The sequence below is a fragment of the Streptomyces sp. NPDC013317 genome, from assembly GCF_055563155.1.
Genome location: NZ_JBVHDX010000016.1, coordinates 15,116 through 32,217, shown reverse-complemented (window position 1 = coordinate 32,217; position 17,102 = coordinate 15,116). Strand labels below are relative to the sequence as shown.

Below are 17,102 nucleotides of genomic sequence, written 5' to 3'. Positions count from 1 at the left end.
CCCGCGAGGCGACTCGCGGGGGCCTTCGCACGGCGGACTAGCTCCAGCTGGCGTGCAGCGGCTTGCCCTCGGCGTAACCGGCGGCGCTCTGGATGCCGACCACGGCCTTCTCCTCGAACTCGGCCAGCGAGGCCGCGCCCGCGTAGGTGCAGGACGAGCGGACGCCCGCGATGATCGAGTCGATCAGGTCCTCGACGCCCGGGCGGGACGGGTCGAGGAACATCCGGGAGGTCGAGATGCCCTCCTCGAAGAGGCCCTTGCGGGCACGGTCGTAGGCCGACTCCTCACTCGTGCGGTTCTGCACGGCGCGGGCCGAGGCCATGCCGAAGGACTCCTTGTACGGACGCCCGTCGGCGGTGTGCTGCAGGTCGCCCGGGGACTCGTACGTCCCGGCGAACCACGAGCCGATCATGACGTTGGACGCACCTGCGGCGAGCGCCATGGCGACATCGCGCGGGTGCCGGACGCCACCGTCGGCCCAGACGTGCTTGCCGTACTTCTTCGCCTCGGCGGCGCACTCCAGGACGGCGGAGAACTGCGGGCGGCCGACGCCGGTCATCATGCGCGTGGTGCACATGGCGCCGGGGCCCACGCCGACCTTGATGATGTCCGCGCCGGCCTCGATGAGGTCGCGGACACCCTCGGCGGCGACGATGTTGCCGGCGACGATCGGGACCTGCGGGTCGAGGGCGCGCACGGCCTTGATCGCGGCGACCATCGACTCCTGGTGGCCGTGCGCCGTGTCGATGACGAGCGTGTCGACGCCCGCGTCGAGCAGCTGCTTGGCCTTGCCCACGAAGTCGCCGTTGATGCCGACGGCGGCGGCGATGCGCAGCTTGCCGTTCGCGTCGACGGCCGGGGTGTACAGGGTCGCGCGGAGCGCGCCCTTGCGGGTCAGGATGCCGGCCAGCCGGCCGTCCTTGTCCACGGCCGGGGCGTAGCGCCGGTTGGCGTGGTCGAGCGTGTTGAACGCGTCGCGCGGCTCGATGTCGGCGTCGAGGAGCAGCAGGTCCTTCGACATGACCTCGGAGAGCTGGGTGAAGCGGTCGACGCCGGACAGGTCCGCGTCGGTGACGACACCGACTGGACGGCGCTCCTCGTCGACGACGACGGCGGCGTCGTGCGATCGCTTGGGCAGCAGCGAGAGCGCGTCGGCGACGGTCTGGTGGGGCGCCAGGACGATGGGGGTGTCCAGGACGTGGTGGCGGCTCTTCACCCACGCGATGACGTCGGTGACGACCTCGATCGGAATGTCCTGGGGGATGACGACGAGGCCACCGCGGCGGGCGACGGTCTCGGCCATGCGGCGGCCGGCGATCGCGGTCATGTTGGCGACGACCAGCGGGATCGTCGTCCCGGTCCCGTCCGGCGAGGAGAGGTCCACCGCCTGGCGGGAACCCACGGCCGAGCGGCTCGGCACCATGAAGACATCGTCGTACGTCAGGTCGTAGGGCGGCTTGACGTCATTGAGGAAACGCACGTGCTGACATCCCAGTCGTTCGGATCGGCCCCTAGGCATTTCAGCCAGGGGAAAAAGCACGTAGTTCATTGTCCCACGCCTGTACGAATACCAGGACCGGGCGTTTCATCCGAGGCTTGCGGCACCGGTCTTGTCGTTTCCTCCAAGGGCGAGGAGGACGGTGAGGCCGGTGGGGCTGGCGTCGACGGCCGTGGCGAAGACGTCCTGGGCGGTCTCCCAGTCGCTCGGCCTCGCCTCGGCGTAGGACTTCCAGCCGGTGACGACGAGGGCCACCGGCTCGGGCAGGTCCGTCAGGGAGTCGGCCAGGGCGTCCCAGTTCCGGCCGAACCAGGCGGGGAGCCCGAGGGCGGTGGAGCAGCGGTCCATGAACCCGGCCTTGTCGACGATCCCGTTCAGGTCGAGGACGCGCGCGTCATCGAGCCTCATCGGTCACCACCTCACGGAAGGTCTCGTAGTGGTCGTCCGTGTAGTAGACCTCGCCGCCCCTCCCGGTGACGAGGCGCCGCGGGCCGCGGTCGCGTTCGCCGGGGGTCCGGACGGTGTACTCGCGGTAGTAGCCGCGCTCGTGGAGCGGCAGGATCCGCTCGAAGTTGGAGAAGGTCGCGCCGTCCCTGTCGTAGGGGAAGGGCCCTCCCCTCTCGATGAGCTCCAGGGCCGCCCGCGCCTCGGCCGGCAGGTCGCCGGCCTGGACGGTCACGAGCCCGGAGGATCCGGTGGGGGCGGGAGCGCCGTCGCCGACGGCGGTGGAACAGCCGACGAGTGCCGCGACGCACAGCACGAGTGCGAGCAGCGCGCGGAGGGTCCGGGGCAGCATGCGCCGACGATACCGGCGCCGGGACCGCCGGCACGGGTCCCGCGCGGACGGCGTCAGACGCCGTCCGGGTCCTTCCGTTCCAGAGCGGGGCGCGAGCCGGGGGCGGACTCGGTGAGGAGGTAGTCGGCCGCGGCGCGGTCGGTCACCAGGCTGGTGACCAGCCCGGAGCGGAGCACCGCGCCGATCGCCGCCGCCTTGCGCTGGCCGCCCGCGATCGCCACGACCTCGGGGATCCGGCGCAGCCGGTCCGCCTCGACCGTGATGCACCGCTCGCCCAGGTCACGGCCCACCCGGCGCCCCTCGGTGTCGAAGAGGTGGGCGGACATCTCGGCGGCTACACCGAGGGAGGCGTAGTGGGCGCGTTCCTCGTCCGTGAGCATGTCGTGCACGGTCGAGATGCCCGGCTCCCAGGAGCCGATGGACACGCAGGCGACGGTGACCTTGTCGAAGTACTCGAAGGCCCGTGCGATGCCCGTCTGGTTGCGGAGGGCGGCCGCCGTGGCGGGGTCGGGCAGCAGCATCGGCGCGTAGATGGGGTGCGCCTCGCCGCCGGAGACCTGGGCCGCACGCCGTACCGCCTCGACCGAGCCGCGCTCGGCGGTCCCGGCGTCGTACACGCCGGTGAGCTGGACGACGGTGCACGGGGGCAGCCGGTCGAGGGCGGCGGCCATGTGGATCGTCGAGCGGCCCCAGGCCAGGCCCAGGACGTCGCCCTCGTTCACCAGCTCGCCGAGCAGGTCGGCGGCGACCTCGCCGAGGTTCTCCGGGTCGGGCGACTCGTCCTCGCCCTCCGCCGGGGACTCGACGACGACGGCGTGGCGGAGCCCGTACCGGGCGCGGAGCGCGTCCGAGCGCTCCGCGTCCAGCTCGGCCGGGACGCGGATCTCGATCCGTACGAGGTCGCGTTCGAGCGCGGTCTCCAGGACCCGGGCCACCTTGAAGCGGCTCACGCCGAACTCCTCGGCGATCTGGATCTTGGACTTGCCCTCGAGGTAGAAACGGCGCGCCATGGCCGCCGCCTGCACCAGCTCCGCGGGTCCCATCCGCAGGGCTGACCGTCCCGCCGAGATTCCCGCCACCGCGATCTCCTTAGCTCTGTTCACGTACCGCTGCCCACGTGCCGCGTCGTGCTGCTGTCGTCCTGCTGTCGTTCACACTCTGGACTCGCCGTTCATCCTGTCAGATCCGGCGGGTCCCGATCGGTCCTGTCGGTGCTCCGACGGACCGCGTTCATCTGCCGGAGGCTCAGTGGCCACACGCCCACGCCGCCGTGGCGGTCGCGGCGTCGGCCTTCGCGCGGAGGGAGCGGACGGCCTCGGCCGGGTCGTGGGCCCCGTAGACCGCCGATCCGGCCACGAAGACGTCGGCGCCGGCCTCGGCGCACCGCTCGATGGTGGATTCGGCCACCCCGCCGTCGACCTGCAGCCACAGCTCCAGTCCGTGCTTGGAGATGAGTTCGCGGGTGCGACGGATCTTGGGCAGCATGATGTCGAGGAACGCCTGCCCGCCGAAGCCCGGCTCGACGGTCATGATCAGCAACATGTCCAGCTCGGGGAGCAGGTCCTCGTACGGCTCGATGGGGGTGGCGGGCTTCAGCGCCATCGAGGCCCGCGCCCCCTTGGCGCGGATCTCGCGCGCCAGCCGGACGGGGGCGGCGGCCGCCTCGACGTGGAAGGTGACGGACCCGGCGCCGGCCTCGACGTACTGCGGGGCCCAGCGGTCCGGATCCTCGATCATGAGGTGGCAGTCCAGCGGGGTGTCCGTGGCCCTCGCGAGCGACTCGACGATCGGCACGCCGAGCGTCAGGTTGGGCACGAAGTGGTTGTCCATGACATCGACATGCAGCCAGTCGGCACCGTCGACGGCCCGTGCCTCGTCGGCGAGGCGGGCGAAGTCTGCGGACAGGATGCTGGGGTTGATCTGCGCCATGAGCCAAGCCTGCCATGTTCTTGGGCACTTCTTTGCCGCTGAGCGGTTTCGAACCCGGATCCACCCGGGTTCGGTACGGATTCGGCCCGGATTCGGACCTGATTCCGGATTCGCCCCCTGTCCACATGCCGGACGGGGGGGCGGATCCGCCTCGGTCAGGCCGTCCGCCGCAGCAGCGCCAGGTACATCGCGTCCGTGCCGTGGAGGTGCGGCCACAGCTGGACGTCCGGCCCCTCACCGAGCGCGGGCACGCCGGGCATCAGGGGACGTACGTCGATCCACTCCGCCTCGACCGCCGGCCCGCCGCGGCCCTTGAGCACGTCCTCGACGACCACCCGGGTCTCGGCCAGGTGCGGCGAGCAGGTGGCGTACCCGACGACTCCCCCGACGCGGACCGCCGACAGCGCCTCGCGCAGCAGACCGCGCTGGAGCGGGGCGAAGCCGTCCAGGTCCTCCGGGCGGCGACGCCAGCGGGCTTCGGGGCGGCGGCGCAGGGCGCCGAGGCCCGAGCACGGGACGTCCATCAGGACGCGGTCGAAGGAGCCGGGGCGCCACGGCGGGCGGGTGCCGTCGGCGGCGATGACCTGGTACGGGCCGGGGTTGCCGGCGAGCGCGCGCTCGACGAGACGGGCACGGTGCGGCTGCTTCTCGGAGGCGAGCAGGGCGGCGCCGCGCTCGGCGGCCAGGGCGCCGAGCAGGGCCGCCTTTCCGCCGGGGCCCGCGCAGCCGTCGAGCCAGCGCTCGTCACGGCCCTCCAGGGGGGCGTTGGCGAGCGCGACGGCGACGAGCTGGCTGCCCTCGTCCTGGACGCCCGCGCGCCCCTCCTTCACGGCCTCGATGGCCCCGGGCTCGCCGCCCTCGGCCAGCCGGACCGCGTACGGCGACCAGCGGCCGGGCAGCGTGTCCTCGCCCGTGAGCTCGTCGGTGGTGGCGCGGCCCGGGCGGGCGACGAGCGTGACCTCGGGGCGCTCGTTGTCGGCTTCCAGCAGGTCCTCGATGCCGGCCCGGCCGCCGCCGAGGGCGTCCCAGAGCGCGGAGACGACCCAGCGGGGGTGCGAGTGGACGACCGCGAGATGGTCCTCCGCGTCGTCCTCGTAGGGCGGCGCGACCTGCTCCACCCAGGTGTCGAGGTCGTGCTGCGAGATCTTCCGCAGAACGGCGTTCACGAACTTGGCCCGTCCGTCGCCGAGGACCACGCGTGCGAGCTCCACGCTGGCGGAGACGGCGGCGTGGGTCGGGATGCGCGTACCGAGCAGCTGGTGGGCGCCGAGCGACAGCACGTCGAGCACCGGCGGGTCGACCTCGCGGAGCGGCCGGTCGATGCAGGCGGACACGATGGCGTCGTACGTCCCCTGGCGCCGCAGCGTGCCGTAGACCAGCTCGGTCGCGAGCGCGGCGTCGCGTCCGTCGAAGTCGCCCTTCTCCCGGGCCTTCCTGAGCAGCGGCGGCAGCACGAGATTCGCGTACGCGTCCCGCTCGTCGACCGCCCTGAGCGCCTCGAAGGCCAGGATCCGCACGGGATCCTTCTGGGGACGGCGGTACGGCTTGGGGGGACGGCGACGTGCCTGCTCGCTCAAAGGTGCTCCGCGTGAGAAATGACGGGGTCGAACCCTCTCAGCCTACGTCCGCCGCCCCCGCACGCCGAAAAGCCCCCGTGACGACGGGGACGGCCCCGGCATGATCCGAAAGACCGGCCCTAGACGCCGACACGCTCGCCGGGTGCGATGCGGACGCCGCGCGCCCAGTCGGCGGCCTTCATCGGCTTCTTGCCCTGCGGCTGGACCCAGAGCAGCTCGACGGCGTGCGAGCCGGTGCCGACGTAGACGTTGTTCTTGCCGGCCGCGAGTTCGCCGGGCGTCAGATCGGTACGGTCCGGGACCAGCGCCGCGTGGATCAGCTTGAGGCGCTCGCCGCGGAACACGGTCCACGCGCCCGGGGCGGGCGTGCAGCCGCGCACCACGCGGTCCACGCGCAGCGCCGGGGTCTTCCAGTCCACATGCGCGTCCTCGACCTGGATCTTGGGCGCGAGGGTGATGCCTTCGGCGGGCTGCGGAACGGCCTTCAGGGCGCCGTCCTCGATGCCGTCCATCGTCGCGGAGAGCAGGCCCGCACCCGCGAAGGCGAGCCGGGTCAGGAGGTCGCCGCTGGTGTCGGTGGGGCGGACGTCCTCGGTGATCACGCCGTAGACCGGTCCGGAGTCGAGACCCTCCTCGATCTGGAAGGTCGACGCGCCCGTCACCTCGTCGCCCGCCATGACGGCGTGCTGCACGGGCGCCGCGCCACGCCACGCCGGCAGCAGCGAGAAGTGCAGGTTGACCCAGCCGTGCGCCGGGATGTCGAGGGCGACCTTGGGGAGCAGAGCGCCGTACGCGACGACCGGGCAGCAGTCCGGCGCGATCTCCCGCAGCCGGGCGAGGAACGCCTCGTCCCTCGGCCGCGCCGGCCTGAGGATCTCGATCCCGGCCTCCTCCGCCCGCTGGGCGACCGGGCTCGCGACCAGGCGCCGGCCACGGCCGGCGGGGGCGTCGGGGCGGGTCACGACGGCGGCCACCTCGTGCCGGCCGGAGGCGAGCAGGGCATCCAGGGCGGGCACGGCGACCTCGGGGGTGCCTGCGAAGACCAGCTTCACTCGGAGAACCTCGCGTCTCGGGGCGATGGGGGTACCCCCCTGCTCGAGCGGAGCCGAGCGCTCGGGGGAGGGCAGCGCACCAGTCTAGAGGCCGTGGCGCGAGGGGGCGTACGTCACGGCGAGCGCCCCACGCATATGCGTGTACGCCCCCGATGCGTGACCCAACCCCGGGTGGCGCGTTGGTCAAGAGAGATTGACCGAAACGGGCCCCGCCCCCTCGTCGTGGCCCGACCCTTTTCCACGCCGGTTCGAGAGGCTTTCACATGGCCGACCACGCAACCCACGACGCCCAAGCCCGGGCGAGTCTGCACCTGTTGGTGCGGGACATCGAGCGGGTCCGGCGCCAGGTCGACGCACTGCGCACACTCACGGCCCAGTTGGGCAACGTCTACCGTCCGCGCCGCTCCGGCCCGTCGACCGGCTTCGTCGTCTACGGCCGGGCACCCGCGCCGACCGTCCGGCTCGCGCAGGAGCTGCGGGACAGCGTCGAGACGCTGGTGACGGCGGCGGTCGACTTCGACCGCTCGCTGGGGTTCTCGTGGGACGCGGTGGGCTCGGCGCTCGGGGTCACGAAGCAGGCGGTCCACCGCCGGTACGGCGCACGGCGCGCGCCGCAGCCGGGTGTGGTGGTGGAGCAGGAGCGCGCCCCGGAGCCGGTGGTGGCACGCACGCTCCCGGCGGTGCCGCCGGCCCGCACGATGCCTCCGCAGCCGGCGGCGGCGCAGCAGTCGCCCCTCCGCGAGGACCCCCGCCCCCCGGCCTTCCCGGGCCCCCGCAACGGCTGACCCGCCGCCGTCCGCCCCGCCGCCGCCCCGGTCCACCGCACCGGGGCGGCGGGGTCCCGCGACAGACCGTTCCGAGCGTCGCCGTGCCCGGGTCGCCGTACCCTGATCGATCTCCGTGACCGCCGCCCGTGGGGCGACGGGGCGTCAGATGCCGTGACGGCACGGTAAGGTGGGTGCAGCGTCGCGTGCCGGTGGCAGACCGTGCCAGGCATGGAGGCGCCGAACCGAAGGAGATCGACGATGCTCTCGTCGCACCCTTCGTTCTCGCGTGACTGAGCGCGAGACGACCAGGCTCGTCGCCTGGAGCCAAGAACTCCGCCGGGTCCACGGCCGACTGAGGGAAGCGCTGGCCCTGACCCGCGCCTCCCTTGCCGACGGCACTCCCGGTGAAGCGGCCACCCGTGAACTGCTGCTGTACTGCCATGGGTTCTGTACGGCACTCGACGGCCATCATCAGGGCGAGGACCACACCCTGTTCCCGGCCATCGCAGCTGCCCATCCGGAGCTTCGGCCGGTGCTGCGCTCGCTCCAGCAGGATCACTCGATGATCGCCCACCTGATCGGCGGCCTGCAGGCCGCGGTCGACAGGGCGGCGCCGCCCGGGGAGCTCGATCACCACCTCGAAGGCATCGCGGCGATCATGGAGAACCACTTCCGCTACGAGGAGCGGCAGCTGCTCACCGTGCTCGAAACCCTGGAGTTGGCGGCCGAGCCCAGGGAGGTGCTGGGCCCGTTGTGACCGAACCACGCCCCCCGCACGGCTGACCTGCGGGAAGGGACCCCGTGGGGCCCGACGGCGCCGCCGTCCGGCCCCACGGCGCGTCAGCCGATGTCCGGTGGATCCACCCGCACCCGCACGGCCTCCCCGCCGCCCCGTGCCAGCCGCGCCGCCTGGGCCTTCTTCATCGCCGCCGCGAGCGCCGCGCCGTTGCCCGGGGGCACGCGGACGAGTGCGCGCTCCCACTGCTCGCCCGGCGGGGTGTCCCCCGGCCGCCGCGGACCTCCGGGCCGTACGACGGGCAGCGGCACCGGTCCCAACACCTCCGCGTCACCGGGCAGTTCGGCGGCCGAAAGAAACGCCACGACCGCATCAGGCGGACCCGAGACCGCCGCCATCCGGGACACCGGCGGGAAGCCGAGCTCCGCCCGCTCGGCCAGCTCGCGCTGGGCATGGCCCACGGGGTCCCACCGCACCAGGGCCTGCACCGGCCGCAGCGTCGGCTCCGCGACCACCACCACCGTGCCGCCCTCGGCCTGCCCCCGTACCAGCGAGGCCGCGTCGATCCAGCGGCGCAGCGCCTCCTCGCCCGCCCGCAGGTCGGGGCGGCCGAGCATCGCCCAGCCGTCGAGGAGCAGCGCCGCCGCATAGCCGCCCTCGGCGACCGGCTCCGCCCCCGGCGTCGACACCACGAGCGCGGGCCGTCCGGGCACGGTGTCCAGGACGTGGTCCCGGCCCGACGTCCGTACCGGTACCGCGGGGAACGCCCGGCCCAGTTCCTCCGCCGTGCGGCGCGCGCCCACGATCTGCGCCCGCAGCCGCGTCGCGCCGCACTCGACGCAATTCCAGTCCGGCGCGCCCTGCCCGCACCACCCGCACCGCAGTTCCTGCTGCTCGGGTGCCTCCAGGGGCCCGGCGCAGTGCCGGCAGCGGGCGGGCGTCCGGCAGCGCTCGCACGCCAGCCTCGGTACGTAGCCCCGGCGCGGGACCTGGACCAGCACGGGGCCGGTCTTCAGGCCCTCCCGTACGGTCTCCCAGGCAAGCGACGGCAGCCGCGCGGCGCGCGCCGCCTCGTCGCGGGCGAGCAGTTCGTCCCCGACGGTGCGGACGAGCGGGGCGGCGACGCGCACCTGGTCACGGCCGGCGACGACGGGCGCGGCCCAGCCGGACTCCACGAGCTGTGCGGCCTCGACGGTGCAGCTGGTCGAGCCGAGCAGGAAGGCGCACCCGTCGTGGGCGGCGCGCAGCAGCAGGACGTCGCGCGCGTGGGGCTGCGGGGCGTGCGGCTCGCTGTGGCTGCCGTCGCCGTCGTCCCAGATGGCGACGAGCCCGAGGTCGCGGACGGGCGCGAACATCGCGGCGCGGGTACCGACGACCGCCCGCACGGCCCCACGCCGTACGGCGAGCCACTGGGCGTACCGCTTCTCCGGTCCGGTCTCGGCCGTGAGCAGTGCGTGCCGCCCGGGCCCCAGCAGGGCCGCGAGCGCCGCGTCCACGCGCGAGGCGGCCCGCCCGTCGGGTACGACGACCAGCGCGCCGCGCCCGGAGGCGAGCGTGGCGCCCACGGCCCGGGCCAGCTCCTCGGCCCAGTACGGCCCCGGCAGCGCGTTCCAGACGGCGCGTGGGGCGCCGCCACGGGCCAGGGCGTCCAGGAAGGCCGGACCGCGCTCGTACCTCCCCCAGCTGCCCGGCTCGGGCGCGGCGGGCGGGGGCAGCGGCTCGGGGGACGCCTTCCCCTCGGCTCGCGCGCTGCGGGGCGGAATCGCGAGCTGGAGCACGTCGGCCAGGCTCCCCGCGTACCGGTCGGCGACGGCCCGCGCGAGCCCCAGGAGCTCGGCGCTGAGTACCGGCTCGGGCGACACGACGTCGGCGAGCGCGGCCAGCGCGCCCTTGTAGTCCGACTCGGCGCGCCGCTCGACGAGGAACCCGTCGATCAGCCGCCCGCCCTCGCGCCGCCCGTCCCTGACCTGGTGCGCCCCGGCCCCGAACCGCACCCGTACCCGCACCCCCGGCTGCGCGACGGCGTCCAGCTCCTCGGGCACGGCGTAGTCGAAGAACTGGTCGAGATGGAGCACTCCCTTGTTGACCACCACCCGCGCGACGGGAAGCTCCTTGGCCAGCGCGGCCCCTCGCCACGTCCGCGGCTTGGCCCGCGGCACCTTCGCCTTCCGCACGGACTCCCGAATGAGCGCGAGCTGCTCGTGCGACTCACCGGCCGCACCCTCGGGCGTCTCGTTCTCGCTGCTCACAGCCCCATACCTACCAGACAGCACCGACAGCCGGGCCGGGCCGGACGCGCGGAGGCCCGGCACCCCCCAGGGGTGCCGGGCCTCCGTCGTGTGCGGGGGGGCGCGATGCCTACAGGCCCGCGGCCTTCTTCAGGGCGTCCACGCGGTCCGTGCGCTCCCAGGTGAAGTCGGGGAGCTCGCGGCCGAAGTGGCCGTACGCCGCGGTCTGGGCGTAGATCGGGCGGAGCAGGTCGAGGTCGCGGATGATCGCGGCCGGGCGGAGGTCGAAGACCTCGCCGATGGCGTTCTCGATCTTCTCGGTCTCGACGGTGTTCGTGCCGAAGGTCTCGACGAAGAGACCGACGGGCTCCGCCTTGCCGATCGCGTACGCGACCTGGACCTCGCAGCGCGAGGCGAGGCCCGCGGCCACGACGTTCTTGGCGACCCAGCGCATGGCGTAGGCGGCCGAGCGGTCGACCTTGGACGGGTCCTTGCCGGAGAAGGCACCGCCGCCGTGGCGGGCCATGCCGCCGTAGGTGTCGATGATGATCTTGCGGCCGGTGAGGCCGGCGTCGCCCATCGGGCCGCCGATCTCGAAGCGGCCGGTCGGGTTCACCAGGAGGCGGTAGCCGTCGACGTCCAGCTTGATGCCGTCCTCGACGAGCTGCTTCAGGACGTGCTCGACGACGAACTCACGGATGTCGGGCGCGAGCAGCGACTCGAGGTCGATGTCCGAGGCGTGCTGCGAGGAGACCACGACCGTGTCGAGGCGGACGGCCTTGTCGCCGTCGTACTCGATGGTGACCTGGGTCTTGCCGTCGGGGCGCAGGTACGGGATCGTCCCGTTCTTGCGGACCTCGGTCAGACGGCGGGAGAGCCGGTGCGCGAGGTAGATCGGGAGCGGCATGAGCTCCGGGGTCTCGTCCGACGCGTACCCGAACATCAGGCCCTGGTCGCCGGCGCCCTGCTTGTCCAGCTCGTCCTCGTCGCCCTCGACGCGCTTCTCGTACGCCGTGTCGACGCCCTGCGCGATGTCCGGGGACTGCGACCCGATGGAGACCGAGACGCCGCAGGACGCGCCGTCGAAGCCCTTCTTCGAGGAGTCGTACCCGATCTCGAGGATCTTGTTCCGAACGAGGGTGGGGATGTCGGCCCACGCCTTCGTGGTGACCTCGCCGGCGACGTGTACGAGGCCGGTGGTGATCAGCGTCTCGACGGCCACGCGGGACGTGGGGTCCTCGCGGAGGAGCGCGTCGAGGATGGTGTCGCTGATCTGGTCAGCGATCTTGTCGGGGTGACCTTCGGTCACGGACTCCGAAGTGAACAGACGACGGGACACAATGCTCCCTGGGGTTGCAGCGGCTGCTGGCTGAACAATGTCGGACGGCAGGGGGCTGCGCCCCGCGTCGTACCAAGAACAGTCTATCGGGCGTCATCAGCCATTGGGCCAGGTGTCTCGGAAGATGGGAGCGTCCCGCTCGCCGGTTCCGGTCCGTCCCGCGCCGCTCTCACCGGCTCGGATCGCCCGCTTGGACCGTTTTCCCGGGAAATTCACTCGGCCGGCACGGTGAAATCCGGCCGCCGGGAGTGAGATTTCCCCGAATTCTCTCAGGGAAGGGACCGAAGGCGGGGTGCGACCAGGTCCCAGACCTTCTCGGCCAGTGCTTCCTTCGGGCCGTACGGAACGGGCGTGTCGGAACCGTCGGAGGCGAGGATCACGGCCTCGTTCTCCTCGGAGCCGAAGGTCTTGCGCTCACCCACCTCGTTGACCACGAGCAGGTCGCAGCCCTTGCGGCGGAGCTTCTCCCGCCCGTTGGCGAGGACGTCGTCCGTCTCGGCCGCGAAGCCGACGATCACCTGGTCCGGCAGGGCCCGGTCGGCGGAGATCTCGGCGAGGACGTCGGGGTTGCGGACCAGCTCGACGACCGGTGCCTCGACGTCGTCCCGCTTCTTGATCTTGCCGGGGGCGTAGACGGCCGGGCGGAAGTCGGCGACGGCGGCGGCCATGACCACGGCATCGGCGTCGGCCGTGGCCTTGAGAACGGCCTCGCGCAGCTGGACCGCCGTGCCGACGTGGACGACGTCGACCCCGGCCGGGTCGGGGATGCCGGTGTTGGCCTCGACGAGCGTGACCCGGGCGCCCCGGGCGGCGGCGGCCTTGGCCAGGGCGTAGCCCTGCTTGCCGGAGGAACGGTTGCCCAGGTAGCGGACCGGGTCGAGGGGCTCCCGGGTGCCGCCCGCGCTGACCACGACATGACGGCCGGCGAGATCGGGGGCGGCCGTGCCGCGCGCGAGGATCCGCCGGCAGACCTCGAAGATCTCCCCCGGGTCGGGCAGCCGGCCCTTGCCGGTGTCGACGCCGGTGAGACGTCCGACCGCGGGCTCGATGACGACGGCGCCGCGCCGGCGGAGCGTGGCCACGTTCTCCTGGGTGGCGGGGTGCTCCCACATCTCGGTGTGCATCGCGGGGGCGAAGACGACCGGACAGCGGGCGGTGAGCAGCGTGTTCGTCAGGAGGTCGTCGGCGAGGCCGTGGGCGGCCTTGGCGAGCATGTCGGCGGTGGCGGGGGCCACGACGACGAGGTCGGCGGCCTGCCCGATCCGTACGTGCGGGACCTCGTGGACGGACTCCCACACCTCGGTGGAGACGGGGTTGCCGGAGAGGGCGGACCAGGTGGCCGCGCCGACGAAGTTCAGGGCGGAGTCGGTCGGCACGACACGGACGTCGTGACCCGACTCGGTCAGCCGCCGGAGCAGCTCACAGGCCTTGTACGCGGCGATGCCGCCGCTGACGCCCAGAACGACCTTCGGCTTGGTCACCACTGCCACTCCCCGCACTCGGACTGCGTACTCGGATGCGTACGACTCCATGAGACACCACAGGCCCGGCGGATGTTCCGCCGGGCCTGGGGTGACGAACGCGACGTTCGTACGTGCTTACTGCGCCGGGCCCTCGATGGCCTCGGAGGTCAGCAGACCCGCGTTGATCTCGCGCAGGGCGATCGAGAGCGGCTTCTCGTGGACGTGGGTGTCGACGAGCGGACCGACGTACTCGAGCAGGCCCTCGCCGAGCTGCGAGTAGTACGCGTTGATCTGACGCGCGCGCTTGGCCGCGTAGATCACGAGGCTGTACTTCGAGTCGGTGGCCTCGAGCAGCTCGTCGATCGGCGGGTTGATGATGCCCTCGGGCGCGGTGATGGAAGAGGACACGCTCTAGCCTTCCGAAGAAACTTCTGTGAGCTGATCGGGATGATCAGATCCAGGTGATCAGAAAAAGATCAAACAACGTTCATCAAGGCTAGCAGCTCACGCGCCACGTCCTCGACGGAGGTGTTGACCAGGGTGGTGTCGAACTCCGGCTCGGCGGCCAGTTCGATCTTGGCGGCCTCCAGCCGGCGCTCGATGACCTCGGGCGACTCGGTGCCGCGGCCGGTGAGCCGGCGGACCAGCTCGTCCCAGCTCGGCGGCGCCAGGAAGACCAGCTGCGAGTCCGTCATGGACTCCTTGACCTGCCGGGCGCCCTGGAGGTCGATCTCCAGGAGCACGGGCTCGCCGGCCTCCAGGCGCTCCAGCACCGCCTGGCGCGGCGTGCCGTAGCGGTTGCCCGCGAACTCGGCCCATTCGAGAAGTTCCCCGTTGGCGACCAGCTTGTCGAACTCGTCGTCCGTGACGAAGAAGTACTGGACGCCGTGCTTCTCGCCGGGGCGGGGCTTTCGTGTCGTGGCCGACACCGAGAGCCAGACCTCGGGGTGGACCTTGCGCATATGAGCGACGACCGTGCTCTTGCCCACCCCGGAGGGGCCGGAGAGCACGGTCAGCCGCGGACGTACCTCTGCTGCCATGCAGCGATTATTCCAGCTTTACGGGGGTGCCTGGGACGGCAGTCCCGTCTCAGGCGCCGGTGCTGCCGAACTCGCGCTCCAGGGAGGCGATCTGGTTGGAACCGAGCCCCCGGACACGGCGGCTCTCGGAGATCCCGAGTCGCTCCATGATCTGCTTGGCGCGGACCTTGCCCACGCCGGGGAGGGACTCGAGCAGGGCGGAGACCTTCATCTTGCCGATGACGTCGTTCTCCTGGCCCTGCTTGATGACCTCGTGGAGGGAGGCGCCGGAGTGCTTGAGTCGATTCTTGACCTCGGCCCGCTCCCGGCGAGCCGCGGCGGCCTTTTCGAGCGCGGCTGCGCGCTGTTCAGGGGTAAGGGGCGGAAGAGCCACGCCTACGTCACCTCGGATGTCGAACTGTCGGATACGGACCGGTGAGGAACCTGATCGCCCCACACCAGTGGAGCAGCGACCAACGCATGTGACGTTGAACGCCGACTCTGCCCCGGAGACTAGCGGCCAATGTCTCTCCAGTCAGCGAGAACAAGCGAAAAGTCCTGGTCAGCATCGACCGACCAGGACTTTTCCGGCATAACAACCGGGTTTTGGGTAAGGATCTTGTCAAGGAATGAGACGGCCCTCACCTGCGGATTGGTCCGGAGGACCCTCAGCCGGCGACGGCCTCGCGGATTTCGGTCGCGTAGCGCTCCGCCGAGGTGCGCAGTGCGGAGGCGTCCGGACCGTGCTTGAGGACGCCGCGGCTGACGTTGGGGACGACGTTGCGGACGGCCGTGCCGAAGACCGCGGGGAGGTCGGCGGGGGTCGCGCCCTGGGCGCCGAGGCCGGGGGCCAGGAGCGGGCCGTTGATGTCCAGGTCGAACGAGGACAGGTCGCCGAGCGTCGCGCCGACGACCGCGCCGAAGGAGCCCATGGGGGTCTCCCCCGCGTTCTCCTCGGCGAGGTGGGCCAGCATCGTGGCGCCGATGGTCCGGCCGTCCTCGCGGACGGCCCGCTGGACCTCCGCGCCCTCCGGGTTGGAGGTGAGGGCCAGGACGAAGAGGCCCGCGCCGTTCTCCCGCGCCAGGTCGACGGCCGGCTTCAGGGAGCCGTAGCCGAGGTACGGCGAGACCGTGAGCGCGTCCGAGAACAGCGGGGAGTCCTTGCGGAGGAAGGCCTCCGCGTACGCGGCCATGGTGGAGCCGATGTCGCCGCGCTTGGCGTCCATGACGACCAGGCCGCCCTCGGCCCGCAGATCGGCGACGGCGCGCTCCAGGACGGCGACGCCGCGCGAGCCGAAGCGCTCGAAGAACGCGGCCTGCGGCTTGAAGACGGCGACGGTCTCCGCGAGCGCCTCCACGACCGTGAAGGTGAAGCGCTCCAGGCCCGCGATGTCGTCGGTCAGGCCCCAGGAGTCGAGGAGAGCCGCGTGCGGGTCGATGCCGACGCAGAGCGGACCGCGCTCGTCCATGGCGGAGCGCAGACGGGTGCCGAACGGCAGGGGCCGGCCGAGGGGCGTCGTCGAGGGGTGGCGGTCGGGCGACGGGAGGGCGGTCACGAGGTTGCGGCCTTTCGGTTGTCGGCGCCGACGGCCTCGGCGAGGGTGGCGTACGGGGAGGCGGCGAGGCGCGCGGCGAGGCCCTTGTGGATCGCGCGGGCGTAGAACGGCCCCTCGTAGATGAAGGCGCTGTAGCCCTGGATCAGGGTGGCGCCGGCCAGGATGCGCTGCCAGGCGTCCTCGGCGTTCTCGATGCCGCCGACGCCCACGAGGACCAGCCGGTCGCCCACGCGTGCGTGGAGGCGCCTGAGGACGGCGAGGGAGCGCTCCTTGACGGGGGCGCCGGAGAGCCCGCCGGTCTCCTTGACCAGGGCCGGGTCGGACGTCAGGCCGAGGCCCTCGCGGGCGATGGTGGTGTTGGTGGCGATGATGCCGTCGAGACCGAGCTCCAGGGCCAGGTCGGCGACGGCGTCGACGTCCTCGTCGGCCAGGTCGGGGGCGATCTTGACCAGGAGCGGGACGCGGCGGTCGGTGACCGTGCGGTCGGCCGCCTCGCGTACGGCGGTGAGCAGCGGGCGCAGGGACTCGGTGGCCTGGAGGTTGCGCAGCCCCGGGGTGTTCGGTGAGGAGACGTTGACGACGAGGTAGTCGGCGTACCGGGCGAGGCGCTCGGTGGACTTCACGTAGTCGGCGGCGGCCTCGGCCTCCGGGACGACCTTGGTCTTGCCGATGTTGACGCCCACGACGGTCCTGAAGACCGGCACGCGCGCGTGGAGGCGTTCGGCGACGGCGGCGGAGCCCTCGTTGTTGAAGCCCATGCGGTTGATGAGCGCGCGGTCCGGGACGAGGCGGAAGAGCCGCTTCTTGGGGTTGCCGGGCTGGGCCTCGCCGGTGACGGTGCCGATCTCGATGTGGTCGAAGCCGAGCATCGACATGCCGTCGATGGCGACGGCGTTCTTGTCGAATCCGGCGGCGAGGCCGAAGGGGCCGTGCATGCGCAGGCCGAGGGCCTCGGTGCGCAGCTCCTTGTAGCGGGGCGCGAGCACGGCGGCGACGAAGGTGCGCAGCACCGGGACGCGGGCGGCCAGGCGGATCCAGCGGAAGGCCAGGTGGTGGGCCTGCTCCGGGTCCATCCGCTTGAAGACGAGGTCGAAGAAGAACTTGTACATGTGGGGTGTCCTCAGCAAGAGGGGGACACCGTT

The 17,102-nt window shown here is 72.4% G+C and carries 17 protein-coding genes; 2 read left to right on the top strand and 15 right to left on the bottom strand.

Features of this window, described 5'->3' with window-relative positions; translation table 11 throughout:
• Positions 1-37: 37 nt before the first annotated feature.
• The 7 genes from ACZ3IJ_RS31105 to fmt form a co-directional block, all read right to left on the bottom strand.
• On the bottom strand, positions 38-1,480 hold the full coding sequence (locus ACZ3IJ_RS31105; RefSeq protein WP_467473595.1) for a GuaB1 family IMP dehydrogenase-related protein: 1,443 nt from the start codon (positions 1,478-1,480) through the stop codon (positions 38-40).
• Positions 1,481-1,585: 105 nt separating this feature from the next.
• The gene (locus tag ACZ3IJ_RS31100; protein WP_467473593.1) at positions 1,586-1,906 is read right to left on the bottom strand and encodes a barstar family protein; all 321 of its coding nucleotides are present in this window, start codon (positions 1,904-1,906) and stop codon (positions 1,586-1,588) included.
• Entirely contained in the window at positions 1,893-2,294 is a 402-nt protein-coding gene (locus tag ACZ3IJ_RS31095) for a guanyl-specific ribonuclease (protein ID WP_467473591.1), read from the bottom strand. The genes ACZ3IJ_RS31100 and ACZ3IJ_RS31095 overlap by 14 nt, the downstream gene beginning before the upstream one ends.
• Positions 2,295-2,347: 53 nt before the next feature.
• On the bottom strand, positions 2,348-3,364 hold the full coding sequence (locus tag ACZ3IJ_RS31090) for a sugar-binding transcriptional regulator (protein ID WP_352186625.1): 1,017 nt from the start codon (positions 3,362-3,364) through the stop codon (positions 2,348-2,350).
• 175 nt (positions 3,365-3,539) lie between these two features.
• A complete protein-coding gene (rpe, locus tag ACZ3IJ_RS31085; RefSeq protein WP_467473589.1) occupies positions 3,540-4,223 on the bottom strand; it encodes a ribulose-phosphate 3-epimerase in 684 nt (227 codons plus the stop codon).
• A gap of 155 nt (positions 4,224-4,378) precedes the next feature.
• Positions 4,379-5,800 carry an RsmB/NOP family class I SAM-dependent RNA methyltransferase gene (locus ACZ3IJ_RS31080; protein ID WP_391799763.1) on the bottom strand — a complete coding sequence of 474 codons (1,422 nt, stop codon included), beginning with the start codon at positions 5,798-5,800 and terminating at the stop codon, positions 4,379-4,381.
• Between the two features lie 119 nt (positions 5,801-5,919).
• Complete coding sequence (gene fmt, locus ACZ3IJ_RS31075) at positions 5,920-6,852, bottom strand: methionyl-tRNA formyltransferase (protein WP_467473586.1); 933 nt, start codon at positions 6,850-6,852, stop codon at positions 5,920-5,922.
• Positions 6,853-7,115: 263 nt separating this feature from the next.
• Here fmt and ACZ3IJ_RS31070 point away from each other — a divergent pair, with 263 nt between their 5' ends.
• Together ACZ3IJ_RS31070 and ACZ3IJ_RS31065 are read left to right on the top strand one after the other, a co-directional pair.
• On the top strand, positions 7,116-7,637 hold the full coding sequence (locus ACZ3IJ_RS31070) for a hypothetical protein (RefSeq protein WP_467473584.1): 522 nt from the start codon (positions 7,116-7,118) through the stop codon (positions 7,635-7,637).
• Between the two features lie 268 nt (positions 7,638-7,905).
• Positions 7,906-8,376 (top strand): hemerythrin domain-containing protein, encoded by a 471-nt coding sequence (locus ACZ3IJ_RS31065; RefSeq protein WP_467473583.1) that lies wholly within the window; start codon positions 7,906-7,908, stop codon positions 8,374-8,376.
• A gap of 83 nt (positions 8,377-8,459) precedes the next feature.
• On the opposite strand, the gene ACZ3IJ_RS31060 is transcribed toward ACZ3IJ_RS31065, so the two are convergent.
• From ACZ3IJ_RS31060 to ACZ3IJ_RS31025, 8 genes are all read right to left on the bottom strand, one after another.
• Positions 8,460-10,604, bottom strand: a complete 2,145-nt coding sequence (locus tag ACZ3IJ_RS31060) for a primosomal protein N' (protein WP_467473581.1) — start codon at positions 10,602-10,604, stop codon at positions 8,460-8,462.
• 109 nt (positions 10,605-10,713) lie between these two features.
• Positions 10,714-11,922 (bottom strand): methionine adenosyltransferase, encoded by a 1,209-nt coding sequence (gene metK, locus ACZ3IJ_RS31055; protein ID WP_260231122.1) that lies wholly within the window; start codon positions 11,920-11,922, stop codon positions 10,714-10,716.
• 269 nt (positions 11,923-12,191) lie between these two features.
• On the bottom strand, positions 12,192-13,454 hold the full coding sequence (gene coaBC, locus ACZ3IJ_RS31050) for a bifunctional phosphopantothenoylcysteine decarboxylase/phosphopantothenate--cysteine ligase CoaBC (protein WP_467473578.1): 1,263 nt from the start codon (positions 13,452-13,454) through the stop codon (positions 12,192-12,194).
• A gap of 66 nt (positions 13,455-13,520) precedes the next feature.
• Positions 13,521-13,793, bottom strand: a complete 273-nt coding sequence (rpoZ, locus tag ACZ3IJ_RS31045) for a DNA-directed RNA polymerase subunit omega (RefSeq protein WP_005319902.1) — start codon at positions 13,791-13,793, stop codon at positions 13,521-13,523.
• 68 nt (positions 13,794-13,861) lie between these two features.
• Positions 13,862-14,425 carry a guanylate kinase gene (gene gmk, locus ACZ3IJ_RS31040; RefSeq protein WP_352186567.1) on the bottom strand — a complete coding sequence of 188 codons (564 nt, stop codon included), beginning with the start codon at positions 14,423-14,425 and terminating at the stop codon, positions 13,862-13,864.
• A 49-nt stretch (positions 14,426-14,474) separates the two neighbouring features.
• Positions 14,475-14,798, bottom strand: a complete 324-nt coding sequence (locus tag ACZ3IJ_RS31035) for an integration host factor (protein ID WP_026246651.1) — start codon at positions 14,796-14,798, stop codon at positions 14,475-14,477.
• Between the two features lie 274 nt (positions 14,799-15,072).
• On the bottom strand, positions 15,073-15,960 hold the full coding sequence (gene pyrF / locus ACZ3IJ_RS31030) for an orotidine-5'-phosphate decarboxylase (RefSeq protein WP_467473577.1): 888 nt from the start codon (positions 15,958-15,960) through the stop codon (positions 15,073-15,075).
• Positions 15,957-17,069 carry a quinone-dependent dihydroorotate dehydrogenase gene (locus tag ACZ3IJ_RS31025; RefSeq protein WP_467473575.1) on the bottom strand — a complete coding sequence of 371 codons (1,113 nt, stop codon included), beginning with the start codon at positions 17,067-17,069 and terminating at the stop codon, positions 15,957-15,959. Before ACZ3IJ_RS31025 ends, pyrF begins: the two co-directional genes overlap by 4 nt.
• Between the last annotated feature and the right edge of the window lie 33 nt (positions 17,070-17,102).